Origin of the sequence: Moorena sp. SIO3B2 (assembly GCF_010692525.1) — a bacterium.
GTDB classification, from domain to species: domain Bacteria; phylum Cyanobacteriota; class Cyanobacteriia; order Cyanobacteriales; family Coleofasciculaceae; genus Moorena; species Moorena producens.
The window spans coordinates 1-18578 of record NZ_JAAHHE010000042.1 but is presented as its reverse complement, the minus strand read 5'-3'; the positions used below and the strand labels follow the sequence as shown (position 1 = coordinate 18578).

Annotated in this window: 19 protein-coding genes and 2 pseudogenes; 6 read left to right on the top strand and 15 right to left on the bottom strand. The window is 44.0% G+C overall.

Annotated elements, in window-relative coordinates; translation table 11 throughout:
• Positions 1-44: 44 nt before the first annotated feature.
• The 7 genes and pseudogenes from F6K38_RS12900 to F6K38_RS12870 form a co-directional block, all read right to left on the bottom strand.
• Positions 45-362, bottom strand: a pseudogene (locus tag F6K38_RS12900) (methyltransferase domain-containing protein); the annotation flags it as partial.
• A 47-nt stretch (positions 363-409) separates the two neighbouring features.
• Positions 410-1789: an RNA-guided endonuclease InsQ/TnpB family protein gene (locus tag F6K38_RS12895; RefSeq protein ID WP_287251281.1), complete on the bottom strand. Its 1380-nt coding sequence runs from the start codon at positions 1787-1789 to the stop codon at positions 410-412.
• Between the two features lie 79 nt (positions 1790-1868).
• Positions 1869-2204, bottom strand: coding sequence for a class I SAM-dependent DNA methyltransferase (locus F6K38_RS12890; RefSeq protein WP_287251283.1), 336 nt, complete (start codon positions 2202-2204; stop codon positions 1869-1871).
• Positions 2205-2303: 99 nt separating this feature from the next.
• Positions 2304-2891: a Uma2 family endonuclease gene (locus F6K38_RS12885; protein WP_287251285.1), complete on the bottom strand. Its 588-nt coding sequence runs from the start codon at positions 2889-2891 to the stop codon at positions 2304-2306.
• Between the two features lie 118 nt (positions 2892-3009).
• Positions 3010-4989: a WD40 domain-containing protein gene (locus tag F6K38_RS12880; protein WP_287251286.1), complete on the bottom strand. Its 1980-nt coding sequence runs from the start codon at positions 4987-4989 to the stop codon at positions 3010-3012.
• A gap of 240 nt (positions 4990-5229) precedes the next feature.
• Positions 5230-7626, bottom strand: a complete 2397-nt coding sequence (locus tag F6K38_RS12875) for a heavy metal translocating P-type ATPase (protein ID WP_008179849.1) — start codon at positions 7624-7626, stop codon at positions 5230-5232.
• 386 nt (positions 7627-8012) lie between these two features.
• Positions 8013-8687, bottom strand: coding sequence for a glutathione S-transferase family protein (locus F6K38_RS12870; protein WP_008179848.1), 675 nt, complete (start codon positions 8685-8687; stop codon positions 8013-8015).
• A 687-nt stretch (positions 8688-9374) separates the two neighbouring features.
• Between F6K38_RS12870 and F6K38_RS12865 the strand changes: the two genes are divergently transcribed.
• Both F6K38_RS12865 and F6K38_RS12860 read left to right on the top strand, forming a co-directional pair.
• Entirely contained in the window at positions 9375-9623 is a 249-nt protein-coding gene (locus tag F6K38_RS12865; protein WP_044492297.1) for a DUF4160 domain-containing protein, read from the top strand.
• Complete coding sequence (locus F6K38_RS12860) at positions 9610-9927, top strand: hypothetical protein (RefSeq protein WP_008179846.1); 318 nt, start codon at positions 9610-9612, stop codon at positions 9925-9927. Before F6K38_RS12865 ends, F6K38_RS12860 begins: the two co-directional genes overlap by 14 nt.
• Positions 9928-10037: 110 nt before the next feature.
• Here F6K38_RS12860 and F6K38_RS12855 read toward each other — a convergent pair whose 3' ends face one another.
• The 6 genes from F6K38_RS12855 to F6K38_RS12830 all read right to left on the bottom strand — a co-directional run bounded on the left by F6K38_RS12855 (position 10038) and on the right by F6K38_RS12830 (position 13044).
• Positions 10038-10289: an EF-hand domain-containing protein gene (locus F6K38_RS12855; protein ID WP_008179845.1), complete on the bottom strand. Its 252-nt coding sequence runs from the start codon at positions 10287-10289 to the stop codon at positions 10038-10040.
• A 12-nt stretch (positions 10290-10301) separates the two neighbouring features.
• On the bottom strand, positions 10302-10502 hold the full coding sequence (locus F6K38_RS12850; protein ID WP_008179844.1) for a hypothetical protein: 201 nt from the start codon (positions 10500-10502) through the stop codon (positions 10302-10304).
• Positions 10502-10912 carry a tail fiber domain-containing protein gene (locus tag F6K38_RS12845; protein WP_008179841.1) on the bottom strand — a complete coding sequence of 137 codons (411 nt, stop codon included), beginning with the start codon at positions 10910-10912 and terminating at the stop codon, positions 10502-10504. The genes F6K38_RS12850 and F6K38_RS12845 overlap by 1 nt, the downstream gene beginning before the upstream one ends.
• A gap of 109 nt (positions 10913-11021) precedes the next feature.
• Positions 11022-11198: a hypothetical protein gene (locus F6K38_RS12840; protein WP_154659679.1), complete on the bottom strand. Its 177-nt coding sequence runs from the start codon at positions 11196-11198 to the stop codon at positions 11022-11024.
• A gap of 52 nt (positions 11199-11250) precedes the next feature.
• The gene (locus F6K38_RS12835) at positions 11251-11424 is read right to left on the bottom strand and encodes a hypothetical protein (protein WP_271968735.1); all 174 of its coding nucleotides are present in this window, start codon (positions 11422-11424) and stop codon (positions 11251-11253) included.
• A gap of 279 nt (positions 11425-11703) precedes the next feature.
• A complete protein-coding gene (locus F6K38_RS12830; RefSeq protein WP_008181967.1) occupies positions 11704-13044 on the bottom strand; it encodes a cytochrome P450 in 1341 nt (446 codons plus the stop codon).
• A gap of 282 nt (positions 13045-13326) precedes the next feature.
• Between F6K38_RS12830 and F6K38_RS12825 the strand changes: the two genes are divergently transcribed.
• On the top strand, positions 13327-14529 hold the full coding sequence (locus tag F6K38_RS12825; protein ID WP_008181969.1) for a nucleoside hydrolase: 1203 nt from the start codon (positions 13327-13329) through the stop codon (positions 14527-14529).
• Positions 14530-14736: 207 nt separating this feature from the next.
• On the opposite strand, the gene F6K38_RS12820 is transcribed toward F6K38_RS12825, so the two are convergent.
• Together F6K38_RS12820 and F6K38_RS12815 are read right to left on the bottom strand one after the other, a co-directional pair.
• A complete protein-coding gene (locus tag F6K38_RS12820; protein ID WP_008181971.1) occupies positions 14737-15024 on the bottom strand; it encodes an addiction module antidote protein in 288 nt (95 codons plus the stop codon).
• A gap of 9 nt (positions 15025-15033) precedes the next feature.
• Positions 15034-15324 (bottom strand): annotated as a pseudogene (locus tag F6K38_RS12815) (type II toxin-antitoxin system RelE/ParE family toxin).
• Between the two features lie 346 nt (positions 15325-15670).
• On the opposite strand from F6K38_RS12815, the gene F6K38_RS12810 reads away from it, so the two are divergent.
• From F6K38_RS12810 to F6K38_RS12800, 3 genes are all read left to right on the top strand, one after another.
• On the top strand, positions 15671-16723 hold the full coding sequence (locus F6K38_RS12810) for a F510_1955 family glycosylhydrolase (RefSeq protein WP_287267362.1): 1053 nt from the start codon (positions 15671-15673) through the stop codon (positions 16721-16723).
• Positions 16724-17253: 530 nt separating this feature from the next.
• Positions 17254-17556, top strand: a complete 303-nt coding sequence (locus F6K38_RS12805; RefSeq protein WP_008181974.1) for a hypothetical protein — start codon at positions 17254-17256, stop codon at positions 17554-17556.
• A 730-nt stretch (positions 17557-18286) separates the two neighbouring features.
• Positions 18287-18578 (top strand): hypothetical protein (locus F6K38_RS12800; RefSeq protein ID WP_287356696.1); only part of this gene is annotated, 292 nt, incomplete at its 3' end.

Sequence of the window (18578 nt, the reverse complement as noted above, 5' to 3'; positions counted from 1 at the left end):
TGGTAGGTGATCGGAGGTGTGAAGAGAGGGAATTATTATTATAGTTATGAAGGTTTTTCAAAGATACTTAGCACAACGGGTCCGAGGAGATGGTAATGCCCTAAACATGACAAACCGGCTATCTGGCCAAATTCTTCCCGTTGCTGTGGGCTATAGAAACGAATCTGGTTAGGGGAAATTGGTAAAGATTTTTTTCGCTTTCTAACAGTATAATCTACTAGGTAATAATGTCCTTTGGGTTCCAATACCCGACTAACTTCTAAGAAAACTTGTTGAGGATTTAGGTAGTGTAAAAAGCTGATGGTATTAAATACTGCTTCAAATTCTTTGTCAGCAAAGGGTAGAAATTCAGCATTGCCTTTTCTTTGACATCTCCCCCGGCTGAAGCACGGGGGATTCTACAAGGTTGCTACGCAGCAGGGTGAACCCGTGCTGCTTCGCTTCTTGTTCGGTATGATTTTTTTAGAGAGTTAAAAAGATCGTACCGATGTGGGAGTGTCAAGCTCCCGCTACCCACCTTGGCCAGATCAAGACCTAACTGTGTGGCTACTTTTCGCGCGATATTTGCCGCTCCGTTAGTATCTGCGTTAATCAGATATCCCTTGGCTGTTTCATACAAACCACGTCTTACCCGTTTTCCTGAGGGCTTCCATCCTTTGGGTTTTTCACCATGTTTCGGTAATGGATCCTCGTCTAAGTAAGACGCTTTACTGGTATAAGATTCTTCAGTGATTGTTAGCTTGATGCCATACTCGGGGCAAAGTTGCTTCAACCTCTCTATCAATCTTTTGGTGGGAATTGCAACAAAGATTTGATTGCTTCGTCGCCCAATGTTGATTGAATCTTTTTGCCGCTCATTCCAGCCAAAAATGATATTACCAACTCTATCATTTAAGCACCGATTAATAATAAATCTGGCCGCCTTGTTGATTGCATCGCGCATTTGATTATTACGCTTTCTTTGAACCCGATCGAGGTTAGCGTCCCAGAAAAATTCAGGCTTTCCGGTCTTGTACTTTGCTACCAAGCGGGCGTACCCTTGATTCATCGACTTGAGTTTACGACCGTCGATTATGAGACTTTTGCCCTGAGTAGAGACGCCGGTGAGCCAGTTGTCGCCCCCATGGTCGAAGCTCCAAGCCTGCGAATAATCAAGATTAGGATTGTGTTCGTACGACTGCCTCCCATCGTCAATAACCCAATCGAGCCAAAGCTGCCCTAGGTAGGGGCGAATAGTTACCTCTTTGACCCAGTCGGGATCTATAAATTCTGGCGGTTCCAATGTTATCTCGCAGAGTAACTCGGGTTTAGACTCTTTGCTAACCGATGGATAGAACAGCCCTTTTTTGTAAGTTAATGCTTGCTTTGGAAAAGTAACAGCAGCTAAGCCACCTTTTTGGCGATATCTAGGAAGCCTTGGCCTGTCAACTTCGCCTTTATAATATTGCCTAACTAATTGGTTGTAACTAGTCATCGACTCCCCTACAGACTTCAACGTTTGTTGAGCTGACTGGGCAGCCATAGCCTTATAATGAGGACTCATCTTAAGAGCCTTGTCTAATTCAGGATATTTAACTGCGCATCTGTAGGTCTTCCAACCAAACTTAAGGACGTCATCACGCCAGTAAGTCGTATAGCCCTCAGGTTGTTCACGTAACCAACTATAGTGTTTTTGCTTGGCGTAATATATCGCACAATTGATTAGGCTATTGGCCTGTTCGCATTGAAACACCCAGAAAGCATTTTCTTCATCTGTAAATGTCCCCTTAACTGGGATTGTTCTATACATGTTACTATCACCTAATTGCTCCTATTATAGCTTAATTGAATTGAATGGATACGGCGGGGTAAACCCCGTCGCGTCCGTTTCATCCCCGGTCTTTAGACGCAGGGTTCTCACGTTCCCGGATTTTTTGATAGATTATTCGCTGCCGATGCTGGTTTTTTTGTCGGGCTTGAGCGAGCATTTTAGTAGATAAATCTACCCCAGTGCCTCGAAGATTGGGAAACTCTTGAGCAAGACGATTCAGTAAACGACCTGTGCCACAGCCAAGATCTAATACATTGGGCTGATTTGTGAGTTCTACAAACTCTAACAGCCGTTTATGGAGTGCTTGGTAAAATACTGTGGTGAACAGGATGTCATAGTTTGGTGCCCACAGATCAAAGAACTTTTCTTTGATGCTAAAAAAATTACTACTCATTATGACGTTTAAATATTGTTCGCTTTTGATTTTCGGTGTAGGGTAGCTTGAATAGTTAAATGGTAGAGGAGGGAGCAAATTTAATGATTAATCCAAAAATTAATCTTGAGTAAGTTGAAAATTTACCCCCTCGTAAATATCTTGAAAAGAAACGCTTAACTCTAAGGAGTTAAGAGAAATAACGGAATTTTCTGATTCATACTCAGTGAACTGCCATTGATTGGTAGCAGTTTTATTATATTGCAGTAGACGATACTCACTTTGTTCGATTAGAATATATTCTTTGAACTCTGAAATAGAACGATAGTATAAAAACTTATCACCTTGGTCATAGTTTTTAGTATAGTTTGATAAAACTTCGACAATTAACATCGGGTTTGTTACTGTAGTTGTACCCTTACCTGTGTAAACTGGTTCACCCTGAATTACCATAACATCTGGATAGGTATACTGACGGTAACGAGGTATCCACAAACGCACATCACCAATGTAAACTTTGTACTGTTTTCCCTTTAATCCGAGTTTGAAAAGGGTAGCAATATTAAGGGCAATTTGATTATGATTGGTAGTGCCACCAGTCATTGGTATAATTTCTCCATCCCGATATTCACTCTTGTATTCTGCTGTTTCTTCTAGTTTTAAATAGTCTTCTGGAGAATAATAGTTTTGTTGATCTTTTAGTTGCATCGGTATTTAAAATTTTCCTTTGTTATTCTGTTGACCGTAAGTATAATTATTAGTTTTTAATCATCCTATTGCCTATTGCCTATTGCCTATTGCCTATTGCCTGTTGCCCCCTAGGTACCTAGCGCCAAATTTTGATGGTGTTGTCGAAACTACCACTGGCAAGAGTTCTGTTATTCGGACCAAAAGCAAGAGCATGAATGGTGTCTGAATGACCGTTGAGAGTGCCAATTTCTTGAGTTGTATCAACATCCCATAGCTTTATAGTAGTATCTGCACTACCACTAGCGAGGATTTGGCCACTACGGTCAAATGCGATCGCATAAACCCAACCATTATGTCCGTGAAGGGTGGTGATTTCCTGGGCAGTGCTAATATCCCAAAGCTTGATAGTACCGTCAGCACTAGCACTGGCTAGGGTCTGTCCATTGGGAGTGAACGCGATCGCAAGCACCTGGTCTGAATGCCCTTCAAAGGTGTGAATTTCCTGACCACTTAAGGCATCCCACAGCTTGATGGTAGCGTCAGCACTACCACTAGCAAGGATTTGGCCATCTGGCCTAAAGGCTACTGAATTAATCAATGATGAATGTCCGGTCAGAGTAGTGAGCTGCTTTAGGGTACGAACATCCCAAAGCTTAATGGTGCGATCACTAGCGCCACTGGCAAGGTGGTATCCTTGGGGGTGAAAGGCAATGGAATTCACGTCACCGGAATGCCCTGTGAAGGTGAAAATCTCCTTACCATTACGCACATTCCAGAGTTTGATGGTCTCGTCAGCGCTACCACTGGCAAGACTTTTTCCCTGAGGACTAAATGCCACAGCACGCACTTCAGCGGAATGCTTAGAAAACCAACCTCCAAAGGTAAGGATTTCCCAGGCTGTTTTCAACTCCCACAACTTGATAGTTTTGTCCCTACATCCACTGGCTAGGGTACGTCCATCAGGGCTAAAGGCTACAGAATAAATTTCATCGGAATGACCGTTGAGAGTGGTTGCTGCAAAAACGATAATCCTGGGATTACCTCTTGGTGGCCGAGAGTTGCTTGTTACATTAGTTTTACCAGTTTTACCAGTTTTACCAGTTTTACCAGTAGATTGGGGAGTTTGTTGATTACGGTGGAATTGCCCCCAGGTCAGACCAGCTTCGGTTTCTTGGGTGATTCCTAAATCGTCCATCACTGCGATCGCGGATTGATACCTGAGCTTGATGGAACTCTGAATCATTTTGTCGAGAATCCGACTCAATTGTCTACTGACGGGATTATGGAGCAAAAAATCCCGCCAGACAAAGCCATTTTCCATCGGATCGTATAAATTAAATGGCTGAGTTTGGGTCAATAAATGAATGCAGGTGACCCCTAAACTATAGATGTCACTGGCAAATACTGCTTTACCAAAGATTTGTTCCGGGGCCGCATAACCAGCACTACCAATAGTTGTGCCAGTTTTGGCTAAGGTAGTGCGTGTGGCATACTTGGCTGCACCAAAATCTACCAATACCAGGTCTGGGGGAGTGATAATGCCTTGGCCAGCACTGGGGCGGAGGATACCACGACGAATGATATTCTCTGGCTTGATATCCCGATGAATTACCTTACCTTGGTGGATAAAGTTGAGCACTGGTAACAACTGACTCAGGAGTCTACGAATCTGACTTTCTCGGAATGGTTCAGTTGCTGCCAACTCTTGAGCTAAATTTTCCCCATGGATAAATTCCTGAACTATGTACCAGTGATGATCTTGTTGAAAATGGGCGAAGAGTTCAGGAATCTGGGGGTGTTTGCCCAACTGTTCCAAGCGCAAGGCTTCCTGGTGAAATAATCGAGCAGCTCTGGTAGGATAATTGTTACCTTTATTGTTACCTTGATTATTAGCTTGATTATTACCTTGGGGGTAAAACTGCTTAATCACACAGTAGGATTTAGAGGCTTTTCCCTCGTCGATGGCCAAAAGGGTTCTGCCAAAGCCTCCTGCTGCAATCAGCTTAATAGCTCGGTATTGCTGTCCTAACAAGAGTTTAGTGCCGCAAGTTTGGCAAAACTTGTTGGCATCAGGATTGTAAGGCTTAGGGCAGTTGGGATTGAGACAGTAGCTCACAGAAACAACTGGTTAGATTACTTGTGTAAGCATTCAGCCGTCAGCTGTCAGCCGTCAGCTAATCAAGGGGAGGTAGTAAACAAGCTTACGGGCTGGTACGGCTGCTTGAAAATCTCTGCTAGTCTTACTGATCCGACCCCGTCCAGTTAAAGCCCCTGATAGCACCTCAAGTACCGTGCGCGTAGTGCATCAGCTGATAGCTGATAGCTGATAGCTGAATACTTACTTACTTGTATTGTTTCATAACCCAGAAATAGGTTGAAAATTCCGTAATCGCAACGCATTAGTTACCACAGATACTGAACTAAATGCCATCGCTGCACCAGCAATAATGGGATTGAGTAACCAGCCAAAGATCGGGAATAACACACCAGCCGCAATCGGAATTCCTAATACATTGTAGATAAAGGCAAAAAAGAGGTTAGTGCGAATAGTGCGGAAGGTAGCACGACTTAGTTGAATGGCTGTAATGATGCCTTGTAAATCCCCGGAGATTAGGGTCAGATCAGAAGCTGCGATCGCAACATCAGTACCTGTACCAATGGCAATGCCCACGTCTGCTTGAGCCAGAGCTGGGGCATCATTAATCCCATCCCCTACCATTGCTACAGTTTTGCCTTCTTTTTGGAGAGTAGAGATGATGCTAGCTTTTTGATCTGGTCGGACTTGAGCAAATACCCGATGGATGCCAACCTCGTTTGCGATCGCATCAGCAGTTTGTTGATTATCTCCGGTTAGCATTACTACCTCTAATCCCAACCGCTTCAAGGCTTTCACCACCTCAGCTGAAGCAGGTTTTAGGGCATCAGCAATGCCCACAATGCCTTCAACTTTACCATCAACTGCGATCCAAACTACCGTTTTACGGCTCGCCTCCCAATCCCCCTGATAGTCTGCTAAAGACCGATCCGGTTGCACCGTCACATCTGTGTCAATCCCTAATTCTTCCATCCATCGTTTTGTCCCAATCTGCACCAATCTCTTGCCCTTGAGCCCATCATCTGTCGGTTCGGAAGAGAAGAGGGGATGATCATGATCAACAATTGCCTGTACCCCACTGCCAGCAACAGCAGTAAAATTCTCTGGTGTTGGTAACTGCAATCCTATTCCCTGAGATTGGGCATAGCGCACCACTGCTTCAGCTAAGGGATGTTCCGAATGACTCTCTACCACTGCCGCTAGTTGCAACAAGTTGATTTCATTGCTGCCGGTAAAGCTGCCCAGTTCTGAGGAGGAGTCATAGATGCCTCCAACTGTAATAAAATCCGTTACCGTAGGTTTCCCTTCCGTTAGGGTTCCGGTTTTATCTAGGACGATGGTTTGCAGTTGATGAATCAATTCCAGACTTTCGGCATTTTTAATTAAAATCCCGTTTTCTGCGCCTTTACCAGTCCCTACCATCACTGCCGTTGGAGTAGCTAGACCTAAAGCACAGGGACAAGCAATGACTAACACCGCCACCATATTAATCATCGCTAGGGTAGGATTTCCTGTGGTCATCCACCAAACTCCAAAGGTGACCATTGCGATCGCAATCACTACCGGCACAAACCAACCTGTCACCTGATCTGCTAAGGTTTCAATCGGTGCTTTAGACCCTTGAGCCTGGTGTACTAACTTAACAATCTGTGCCAGTACGGTATCTTTCCCGACCCGAGTCGCCTGGAACTGGAAGCTACCAGTTTTATTAATCGTTGCTCCAATCACTTCATCCCCCGGCTGTTTCTTGACCGCAACACTTTCTCCTGTCACCATGGCCTCATCTACACTAGAAGCCCCTTCTATAACTATGCCGTCTACCGGAATAGTTTCTCCTGGACGCACTAATACCACATCCCCAACTTGCACCTGAGCCAAGGGAATATCCTGGGCTTGACCATGGCGAATCACACGAGCGGTTTTAGCTTGTAATCCCATCAATTTACGAATTGCTTCAGATGTCTGTCCTTTAGCCCGGTGTTCCAGCAATCGCCCTAGCAAAATCAGGGTAATCACTACAGCAGTGGTTTCATAGTACACAGGGAGAGTTACCCCTTGGGGTAGGAAAGATTTCAAAACAACCGGGGGCAACACAGTGGGAAACAGAGAATAGACATAGGCAGCACTAGTCCCAAGGGTGACTAGGGTATTCATATCTGCTGTTTTGTGTTTCCAGGCTTTCCATGCTCCAGTTAAAAAGGACTGTCCACACCAAAACAGAACCGGTGTGGTTAATACCAGCTGTAGCCAAGGATGATGTAACCAAGATGGAATCCAGGGGATAGATAATCCTGTCATCATCGGTAGTGAACCAATCACTAAGACAGTACTGAGCACAGCACCGACAATGAATTTTCGTTTTAGGTCAAGGGTTTCCGCTTGACGTTGCCATTCGAGATCATCAGGCTGATCACTGATATCCTCGATCGGGAAAGCTTGGTAGCCAGCATCACTGACTGTCTGTTGAATCAGTCTAGTTAGTTGCTGGTTAGTTTTTTGGGGGTTAGTTTCCTCGGTATTGTAGGTAATACTAGCTTCTTCTGTACCAAAATTGACGCTGCACTCTACCACACCTGGAACGGCTTGAATCACCGTTTCAATGCGTCTGGCGCAACCAGCGCAGCTCATTCCTTGTAAACGAAAGTTTTGTTGTTTCATGATTGACCCTCACCCTACAGTTAAAGGATAAACTCTCTAGTTTAGTGGAGAGTCAAGGGGATAAGTGTTAGTGGGTAAGGATTCAGCTTAAGCGCTACGCGCACGCTACGCGAACAGCCTTCAGCCGTCAGCCGTCAGCTGACGTAACAGAAATTAAACCAATGCTTAGGGAGTAGCCAAAAAATAAAATACCAGATTTTAGCTTGTAGGGTGGGCAAAAACATTTTGGTTCAAATGAGTCTTATAGATAAGATAACTTTGCCCACCCTACTTTAATTGGTATTTTTTTTACATGCAAGTCCCTTACCTGTTTTATTCAAAAGCTGTGAGCTGATAGCTGATAGCTGATAGCTGATAGCTGACCGCTGACCGCTGATAGCTTACATTTACTTTGTCTTATTTCCCCCAATCAGTTCACGAGCACGCAGTTTTACCAGAACTTTTATTCGGCGCTTGAATTCTTCAAAATCCTCTGCACTCATGTCTGTCTTCTGCCATGGTTCCCGTTGCATCAATCTTTTAAACCACTGATCCATGTTAGGATAATCAGTAAGATTAATCTCTAACTTCGGCAATAACGATATTGCTGCGACCGCAACGATATCTCCTAAGGTTAACTGGTCCGAAGCAAAGTAAGGGCTGTTTCCTAGCAAGTCTGATAAAAATTTGAGTACTCTATCTAGCTTCCGCTTGGCTAGTTTAAATTGTGGTGAATCTTCCTTTTGACAGATTAGTTGAATTACTGGGGAAAATAGCTCATTAGCAGTCAACAATTGTACCATCCGTACCTTGGCTAATGCCTCTGGTGAAGTTGGCAGCAGTGCAGGTGTGGGATATTTGGCTTCCAAGTAGTCCATAATTGCCAAGGATTCTACTAACCGCAAACCGTTATCTTCCAGAACGGGAATGTGATGAAAGGGATTAATTTCTAAAAACTCTGGTTTAAATTGATCGCCATCTAATTTAAGTAATACTGTTTCAAAGGTAAGGTTTTTTTCTAGTAACGTGAGCCAGACACGACGAGCATTTGGGGAGAGGGGATTGTAGTAGAATTTGAGCATCGATTATTTATCCGGAAGTTTACCTTTGAAGTTTAGCTTAAGTTTACCGAAAAAAAACTTTTGGTTGGTTGTTATAGCGCTACGCGCAAGGCATGCTAGCAATAGGCATGCTAGCAACAGTTGACTACAACAGCTTAGGTGCGCTCTTACCATTAAGAATTAAATTCGCCACGGGTCGCACTTTTGCTGCTTGTATCAATGTCCTAACTTTAATGCGTAGTGCTATATAGAGGTTCTAGCATTTATGAGGTACACTTTTCAAACTCAAAGTCCCCCTTATTAAGGGAAACGGGGGATCAATTTGTACCTTATGGGATAGATAATTGCTATAAAAGGTAAGATTAGTTCTGAAACTTCAGGGTCTGTGAACTCAAAAAGTTAGCTAGTGTAACGGGAGGGAAATTAAGAAACTAATGGGGATCGCAACAACCCAACCCTGGCACCACAAGTTCACCAAAACTAGCCCATCAGAGAATTTTCCCATACCTGAGTGATAGTCTGTCGGACATCAGCAAAGGCGGAAGCTAACCTAATGGGCTTACTATTGTTGGCAGTTCGTGTGATCGGCTGCTACTGTTTTGGGATCACTGAATTGAGTAGATTATAAATGTTGTGTGTTTTTTATAATAAATAATGGTGGGTTACGGCTTGGCCTAACCCACCCTACAAGATCACAATGATTGCGCTATGCCTGTTGTCTTGCGAGTTAAAGGATATAAGTTTTCGTTCTATATGGCTGATCTAGCTGAACCACCTCATATTCATGTCAACAAGGATAAGCATGAGGCAAAATTTTGGTTAGAACCAATCGCACTTGCTAAGTCAGTTGGGTTCAAACAACATGAACTTAACGAAATTGAACGTATCTTAAAAGCAAATCAGAGCTTTATTTTAGAAGTTTGGTATAAGGAGCTGAAAAAAAGTGATAGCAACTAAAGTTCAACTCCAGATTGACGACAACTACAATCCGATTATTCCCATTTACATTCCCAATCTGGATGAAGTTCGTATATTTGCCCACCAACTCCATGCCCAAGGGCTAACCTGGACAGGGGAAGCATTTAGCTGGTCAGCGGAATATACCTCTGAGCAAGCTAATCCACCATTAGACTCTCAAATGGAGTTTACCCCTGCTAGCTTTTGTATTGGTGAAAGTGGTATCTGGTTTTTCTCACTAACCTGGGAAAATGGCAAAGATCAAGAACCTGTTGAATTTCTAGACGATCGAAACCTTGTTTGAGAAATCGACTGAATGGCACTTACCTAAAAAGTCAGCCCTGAGATGATTGATGGTGCGTTACGGCTTCGCCTAACGCACCCTACGATATCTACAATATCAAATTATCGAACTTAGAAAGAACCGAAAAGATAATTACCAGGAGAATCTGGGTCATCACTTTTGTGAAATTGTTCAAGCAAGTCTTTAAACTGATCCTTAGACAAAGTGTTACCTGCTTTCAGATTTAGCTTAGAGCAAGCAATCTCTAATTCTTCATCGCTAACTCCCCAGGCTTTGAGCAAATTATAAAATTCTTCAGGACTTATAACACCATCCCCATTCTGATCAAACAGCCATACAGAAATACCAGCAGGGTTGCCCACCCTCCGAGCTTCTCAACGCAACTGATCAGGCAACTTGATCCGACTGATTGCCTGCTCTTGTTCCTTTAGGCATAGTTCCTGTTGGGCTATAATTTTTTCCTGTTCCAGAAATTTTTTATAAAGGGCTTGGACCGCAGCCATTATGATGCCATTATCATCAATTGACACATCCTTATGACCGACATTCAATCTATTATAAGCAGTATCAAGCATTAGTCTATTCCCTCACTTTGCTCCGACACCAAATCGGCAAGTTTTTCCAGCAAGCGGGCGTTTTTCTCCAGCTTTTCCTGATTTTGTGCAATGCGATGGTTTTGCTCTTCAATCAGCTGATTTAGCCCCTTGATGGAAGCCAGACAAACACCAATGGCGTCCATATGAAATATGTGCTTGTCCGTGTTGCCAAGACCGAACGCTCCGTAAAAATCCTGTGCCATTGGCCCCATATGACGGATTGCAGGATCCTCAGATTTATAGTTCCAGGTTTGGATGGGGATGTCTGCTAATTTTTTCAAAACCACTTGAGGATTGGTCGCCTCTACATTTTCCACAAACTCCGGATCAGCCGACAATGGAATTGCCCGCCGCGATAAACGCTTCATGATGTCGTTAACAATGCTCATGTTTTATTTGAGAACATAATGGTCATTCTGGAACAAATCTATGGTCAAAACGAAAGCAGAGCCCCTGTCGAGATCTCCGCTTTCCTAAAGTTTACGGCCAAGCCAACATTCAGAGCAAAGAGGCCAAAACCTGATCTACATCAACATCGGCAATGTTTTGCTTGAGGTGGCGATCGCTACGAGTACGAGCTAGTGCAGGCTCTGCGATCATCAAAAATGTGATGACAATGGGAAATACCACAACCAGGACAGATATTGCAGTAGTTAGCCACTTTTTCAGGTTCATTGGATTTCTCCTTAGATAGATTTTTAGGTAAAGTTGAAAGCCAAGCCAACATTCAGAGCAAAGAGGCCAAAACCTGATCTACATCAACATCGGCAATGTTTTGCTTGAGGTTGCGATCGCTACGCTGAGCTAGTGCAGGCTCTGCGATCATCAAAAATGTGATTACAATGGGAAATACCACAACCAGGACAGATATTGCAGTAGTTAGCCACTTTTTCAGGTTCATTGGATTTCTCCTTAGATAGTTGATTGTTAACGCCAAAACACAGATATCTCCAAACTACATAGAAATCATTTATGGGTTCTGAGCCAGTAAAGGTTGCACCTGTGTTTAAGCGTAGCAAGTCACGGGGTTATTCTATAGGAGACCGATCTAAGCTGTCAATAACAGCACCTGTAGATTCATAAGTTGTATCAAATGTTAACACAAGTTCATTTAGCTACAGCAGTGTCTTAGGATGGCTTAGACAGGGCGACATTTTCTTATCCAATAAAAATCCTATAGTTAATAGTTTACTCTACGGCTAAACTTAACCTTAAGTCCATCCCGGGGATGGGGAGTTGGAATCACCACCATTTCTAAATCTTGATCGGGCACTAATTTCCAGTCATAATCCCGGAGCAATTGAGCCGCGAAAATCCTCATTTCTAATTTGGCAAACTCCCTGCCTAAACATTCCCGTAAACCGCCACCAAAGGGGATATATCCAAATATTTTTTGTTTATCTTCTGTCCTCTCTGGGCCAAACCGATCTGGGTCAAAGCGTTGATGATATTGATAAATTTCCTCATCTTTGTGGGTTTCGGTAATTTGGCACAGTATAGTCCAACCTTGAGGAATCAAGTAACCGTTAAATTCAAAAGACTGAATAACCTTCCGAAACAGACCACTAACAGGCGGAATTATGCGCAGCACTTCTTTGAGCACTTGCTCTAGATACGTCATCTGCTTGAGATGTTCCATGGTTAGGGGTTCTGAACCAGAAAACTGCTGTTGTTCAGCACGGAGATGGGCAAGAACATCTGGATGCTGCGCTGTCAGCAGACAAAAGGATGCGATCGCAGAGGTTAAGGTTTCGTGGCCTGCAAACAACAACAGAATTACTTGGTCTTGGATGTCATCTAAACTCAAGGAATTCCCCTCGTCATCCCGGGCTTGTAACAATAATCCTAAGGCGTCCTGTCCGGAATTTTTCTGTTGCTGTCGCTGTCGCACAATGGTTTCAATATGGGTCAGCAATCCTTGACGAGCACGCAATGCTTTAGCAAACCTTGTCCAAGGTAGAGAAATTGGGATAGTGAACAATCCCTCACAAAAGTTCTTAAATACTTGAGCCAAAGCGGTTTGGGAACCTGCATCAGTTCCCATCAGCAAGGTACTAGCGATATCAAAGGTATAGTCCCGCAGTTCAGGATACCAGGTTAAGGTTCCCATCTCTTCCCATTTCTCAAGATAGTTGCTAGTAATGTTGGCCATGGTGGGAATATAACTAGCTAATGCTCTCGGTTGAAACGCCTGGGACATTAACTTGCGGCGCTTCTGGTAGAATTCTCCATTTTGGTTAGTCAGTGAGGCCGCTCCAAGTAAGGTTGCTGTGCTTTTGGGCCAGCTAGCAGCAACATACTTATTTTCGTTAGTAAACAGAAATTGATTCGCTTCTGCAGTAGTCATCGTCACCGCAGGACTACCAAAAATGTGGGTTTTGTAGATGCGCCCATACTTGTCTAACCGCTTTTTGTGGAAATTTCGATCCGTTAAAAAGCTGATGGTCTCACCGATAATGGGTAAACAGACATTACCAGGGGGCAATGGAAGCGAACGCATATCTTGAGTGGTGGTTTCCATGGAAATAAGCAAGCTGCAGGGTCAAGACTTATTATCTCTTGCCTGATCCACTCATCGAGGAAACCCTAATATCAAGTCCCAGTAGTAGGGTCTTTAGGGAGACCCTAAAGATAAATTTGTAGCGTAAGTCCTGACTAAGAAAGGTTTAACTTATGGGGATATTGCTAATGGTAGAATGTCTTGGGCGCATCTTTACTGTTACTGTTAGCAGCAGTTATTCCATGAAATGGATGGATTTCTCATAGACTTCTAGTTCGTAATTATTCACCATAACATAAGCACATGAAAAGCAATCCCTGTTTTCTTAGCTTTGCAGCAGTGACAACTGCTTTATCAGGAGCGATCGCGCTTAATCTCAGTCTTCCTAACCAGGCCGCCTTTGCTGCCTCGGTGACACAAAAAACTGCCGTTATTCTTGATGATGATGGCAGCCAGGATGGAATGACTGCTTGGGCTTACATGCTAGGCAATCCTCAATTTGACGTTAAAGCACTCACTCTTTCCCAAGGGATTGCTCGCCCCAACATCTTTGTCGATAATGTCGAGGGGATGCTAGGGCGACTCAATATCACAGGCATCCCTGTGGGAATCGGCAGACCTGATCCACTTGCAGGAAACAACGAGTTTCCTTCATTCATCCGAGATGCTTCGGATACCTTTTGGTCACCCTTTGTCACCTTGCCCGATAGTGCTCCATCTGTTGAAAGAAGGAATGCAGCGGAATTAATTGTAGAAACCGTTAAGGATTCACCTTCTCCTGTGGCTATCCTGGCAACGGGTCCACTCACTAATATTGCAGAAGCACTTCGCCTTGACCCCACTATTGTTGAAAATATCTCTGTTGTCCAAATCATGGGTGGTGCAGTGTTTGTGCCCGGAAATCTACCTGTGCTGCCTGATCCGCCTTTTTCAACCAATACAGTGGCTGAATTTAACATCTGGATTGACCCAGTAGCTGCTCAAGAAGTGTTTGAGGCGGGAAACAATGGCTTGAAAATTGAATTAACTCCCCTGGATGCAACAAACCAAATCGAATTCACTCGTGAAGATCAAGCGGCATGGATAGAAACTGGAACACCTGAGAGCTTAATTGCTGCCGAGTTATTAGACTTTGCCCTAACTGTTATCCAAAGTGATAATGACCCTAATCCCGTTTGGGATTTAGTTGCGGCATTAAATCTAAGTGAACCCAATTTCTCCCCTGAAACACCTTTGCATATTGAAGTTGATACACAGTCAGATCCAGGAACAACACAAGGACAGACCAAAGCGATTCAAGATCTTAGTCCGAATGTTTTAGTCTCTCTCGATCCTAGTTTTGATAATCTCCCATACAGTGCTAGTGGCGTTTTCGCATCCATTTCTGAACCCGCTTCTGTTCCTGAGCCTGCTTCTATTGTGGGTATTTTGGCAGCAGGATTGTTAGGAGGAGTTCTGAAGGTAAAGCGAGTAACTAATAAAGGATATATAGCATTTCTTAAATAGCTCAAGTACATAAGTTTGAGATTTTATGGAACACAGAACATGGCAAAAATATGTGTCTGTATCTTATTAAGATGAGAAACTCTATAGTATTCTAAATAGATTCAGCACCCCGTTAAAAACCATGCGGGGGGCTGACTAACTTACAAGTAAATAGCAAAAAAGTAATCAGTCCACTACGAGATCACAATGATCGAGCTACCCAATACTTCATATCGGAGTAGCCCGCAACCGTAGACCAAGTGCCTGTATTACCTTGAGAAAAGTGGCTAACTCTGGATTACCTTTCATCGACAACGCCTGATCAAGACTCTCATGTCCGAGATCCGTTTCGCGAGAAATTTGTGTCATTGCTTTGGAACGAGTAATATCCCGTAGAGCAGCCACTACCAAGGCAGGATCCCCATCTTCAAGAGCAGCTTCAAGATAGGCAGCCATATCTTCTTTGGTTTTCAGATGTTCTGCCACATCCCAGGGATGGGTTTTGATGTTGGTCATCACGATCTCCTATACCTTTTGTGCTAGATCTAGGGCTGTCTTGATATCCCGGTCTTGGGTGCGCTTGTCACCACCTGCAAGGAGGATTATCAAGGTACTCCCGCGCTGCACGAAATACACTCTCTAGCCAGGTCCATAGTTAATACGCAGTTCCGAAACTCCTCTTCCCACTGGTTTCACATCACCGGGGTTGCCCATCGACAAACGACGAATACGAATATCAATACTTGCCCTTGCTTGTCGATCGCGCAAGCCACTGAACCACTTGGAATAAGCTTCGGTCTGCCGGATTTCGATCATGGCTTGTATCCTAAGGGATACAAAAAGACAACGAATGTCTAACTAATATTTTAAGATATTGTAGCTCGCCACTCCTGAGCGACAACTCCCAAATAATGGAGTTATACACCAGACATATAATACATTAAAGAACCTTTGCTTGCCCACACCGGACATTTTCACAAACAAACATACCTCAACAAACCCCAGAAGTAGCAACTACGCCATCACCATCAAACCAGCTTGATCTAGAATCGGTATCAGTACCAATAACTCATCCTGTGGCAACCGCTACAGTTTCCGAAGCAGCAACAGTGGATAGTAAAACGTTAACTACCAGAATTGAAATTACCAGTCCACTCCTTGGATGGGGAGAACTCATCTTTGGATTACTGGTAGTAGAGTCGCTTGTGCTGGTTTCAATCAAGCAATTGATGTAGAGATGAATGTAGAGATAAACGATATGGTTAAAAATTGGTTTATTTACAGTATTGTTGCTATTACGGTGATGGGTTGTCAAACCACCACAATTAAAACCAATATCACTCAGTCAACCATAACAGGAGTGACCAATAATGTCACTAATAACAACGTTATTCTTAGTGATGCTCCTGAGAACTGGTGGCAGAAGACTAATATTCACGCTATGGCTGTTAGTCCAGAGAATCCGGAAATCCTCTATGTAGCCACCCATCATGGCTTATTGCAGCGTTCTGAAGCAGGGAAATGGCTGCAAGTTGGGGAAACTCGTTCTAATTTCACCAGCTTTGTGGCTCATCCTAAGGATAGCGGACGCTTTTATGCTAGCTTACATCCACCATCAGGAGGCAAGCTCGGTTTTCTGACTAGCTACAATCAAGGGCAACATTGGCAGCTCCAATCCCTGCTCGGGGTAGACTTTCTGACTTTAGCGATCGCACCAGCTAATCCCAAGGTAATTTATGGATGGGCGGTTTCTGGAAAACAAGGCTTGTTGGTTTCAAAAGATGGTGGCAAAACCTGGAATCAATTACCAGCGCAGGGACTGGAGGATAATCCCCATAACTTAGTAGTTGACCCGCGCAATCCTGAGCACCTGTTTGCCGCTACAACTCTGGGATTATTTGAGACTAGGGATGGTGGAAAAAGCTGGATTTTAGTCCCTAATTCTCAAGAGTCCCTTGTTGCTAGTTTGGCTCTGAAATCCGAAGCAGAAAAGACAGTAATTTATGGATTTCACATTCTTTCCGAAGACTCCGGAGGATTCTTTAAAAGTACCGATGGGGGTAAGAATTGGGAAGCCATAAGCTCAGAAACAGGAGACTTATTTTTGTATATGGCGATCGCCCCGTCTAATCCCGAATTTTTATACGCTGCTAATGATCAGAATGGGATATTACAATCCAAAGATAGCGGCAAAACTTGGCAACCATTATTCTAATTATATTACTAGAGTAAAGGGAGTCGGGAGTCGGGAGTCGGGAGTCGGGAGTCGGGAGTCGGGAGTCGGGAGTCGGGAGTCGGGAGTCGGGAGTCGGTAATCAAAAATTATCACAATTCATTTAGGTACCCTATAGAATTTATATTACTATTAGATTACTATTATATAGCGTTTATCATAGCTATGATGTACACATTATTTTTTGCCTATTGCTAGCATGCCTAGGGTGCATCTCATTTTTGCTGTTTGACACGGTGGTGCGTTACGGGGCGAGCTATCCAAACCCTGGCTACGAGGCGGAAAATGAGGCCCCCCTAACGCACCCTACGCAACTTTTTTACAAATATGAGATGCACCCCATGCCTATTGCCTCTTGCCTATTACCTATTACCTATTACCTATTACCTATTGCCTCTTGCCTCTTGCCTCTTGCCTCTTGCCTCTTGCCTATTACCTGCTCCCTGCTCCCTGCTCCCTAAAACCCAGATATTTATACTTCAATCGTCCTGAAAATTGCTATATATATTACTATGGCTATTAATAGATTTCGTTTACGTCAATTACACGCTTGGTTTGCCCCAATTATGGTATTGCCAGTGTTGTTGACTGTGATTACCGGTTCCTTGTTTCAGGTGGCAGCTCTTACTGATAAAAGTAGTGAATTTATTTGGCTTTTGGATCTGCACAAAGGAAAATTTGGTGCCATTAACTTACAAATGATTTATCCGTTTCTCAATGCCTTTGGTTTATTAACCTTAGCAATTACAGGTATTTCTATGTGGTTTCAGACTCGGCGACGGGTTATAGGGCAGCGCTCACGAAATAGGGAATGAAAACCCTATAGTGTGACCATAAACGTTATCCTATCGTAAGCATGCAGCCGTCAGCCGTCAGCCGTCAGCCGTCAGCTAAAAGCTCAGGCTATGGAACCTTCAGGTGATGTAACAGAGATTAAACCAATGCTTACTTGTTTTATTCAAAAGCACCTCAAGTAGCCCATTAGCTGATAGCTGATACGCGACACGCTGATAGCTGAATGCTTACATCCTATCGGTAGTTTAATCCACACTTCATTTAATAAAAAATTACAACAAACAAGCGGTCATAAACGAAGTTATAGCGCTACGCGCAAGTAAGAAGTCAGAAGTCAGAAGTCAGAAGTAAGCTATGACTGAGTTTCAGAGTTTAGGAGCGATGCAGAGGTGCGACCCGTGGCGAATTTAATTCGCCAACGGAAAACGCACCATTACGGTCTTGGGGGTTTCCCCCATGAGCGACTGCATCAAGACAATGTCAAACACCTTAATGCGTAGTGCTATATTAACTCAACTTAATATATAGCAATTCTCATAATCATGAGGTACACAGGATTTTTTACCACTCCCCCCACTCTCCACATTCTTACCCCTACTCCCTACTCCCTGCTCCCTACTCCTTAAAACCCAGGACTAAAGTACCTCACCGAATTGAGAACTTCCATAACACAGGCACTGCCCACCTGAGGATTAAGTTCCTGTAGGGTGGGCAGGGTCGCAGACAGATTCACCAAGCTGGCAATGTAGGTTGCTAGGCACTGCCCACCTGAGGATTAAAGACTATTCTCTCTTCCCGACTCCCGACTCCCGACTCCCGACTCCCGACTCCCGACTCCCGACTCCCGACTCCCGACTCCCGACTTCCGACTCCCGACTCCCGACTCCCGACTCCCGACTCCCGACTCCCGACTCCCGACTCCCGACTCCCGACTCCAGACTCCAGACTCCCGCTCCCAAAATCCCACCTCTGAACTCCCGTCACCTCTCAGTACACACCACGCAACCCAACCGCTGCATCAAAATAACAAAAACAACATCTA

Coding starts and splice junctions, on each gene's coding strand:
- F6K38_RS12875 (WP_008179849.1), bottom strand. CDS start 7,626: ATGAAACAACAAAACTTTCGTTTACAAGGAATGAGCTGCGCTGGTTGC.
- F6K38_RS12805 (WP_008181974.1), top strand. CDS start 17,254: ATGGCTATTAATAGATTTCGTTTACGTCAATTACACGCTTGGTTTGCC.
- F6K38_RS12870 (WP_008179848.1), bottom strand. CDS start 8,687: ATGCTCAAATTCTACTACAATCCCCTCTCCCCAAATGCTCGTCGTGTC.
- F6K38_RS12895 (WP_287251281.1), bottom strand. CDS start 1,789: ATGTATAGAACAATCCCAGTTAAGGGGACATTTACAGATGAAGAAAAT.
- F6K38_RS12885 (WP_287251285.1), bottom strand. CDS start 2,891: ATGCAACTAAAAGATCAACAAAACTATTATTCTCCAGAAGACTATTTA.
- F6K38_RS12890 (WP_287251283.1), bottom strand. CDS start 2,204: ATGAGTAGTAATTTTTTTAGCATCAAAGAAAAGTTCTTTGATCTGTGG.
- F6K38_RS12810 (WP_287267362.1), top strand. CDS start 15,671: ATGGGGAGAACTCATCTTTGGATTACTGGTAGTAGAGTCGCTTGTGCT.
- F6K38_RS12830 (WP_008181967.1), bottom strand. CDS start 13,044: ATGGAAACCACCACTCAAGATATGCGTTCGCTTCCATTGCCCCCTGGT.
- F6K38_RS12825 (WP_008181969.1), top strand. CDS start 13,327: ATGAAAAGCAATCCCTGTTTTCTTAGCTTTGCAGCAGTGACAACTGCT.
- F6K38_RS12840 (WP_154659679.1), bottom strand. CDS start 11,198: ATGAACCTGAAAAAGTGGCTAACTACTGCAATATCTGTCCTGGTTGTG.
- F6K38_RS12820 (WP_008181971.1), bottom strand. CDS start 15,024: ATGACCAACATCAAAACCCATCCCTGGGATGTGGCAGAACATCTGAAA.
- F6K38_RS12850 (WP_008179844.1), bottom strand. CDS start 10,502: ATGCTTGATACTGCTTATAATAGATTGAATGTCGGTCATAAGGATGTG.
- F6K38_RS12835 (WP_271968735.1), bottom strand. CDS start 11,424: ATGAACCTGAAAAAGTGGCTAACTACTGCAATATCTGTCCTGGTTGTG.
- F6K38_RS12865 (WP_044492297.1), top strand. CDS start 9,375: ATGCCTGTTGTCTTGCGAGTTAAAGGATATAAGTTTTCGTTCTATATG.
- F6K38_RS12845 (WP_008179841.1), bottom strand. CDS start 10,912: ATGAGCATTGTTAACGACATCATGAAGCGTTTATCGCGGCGGGCAATT.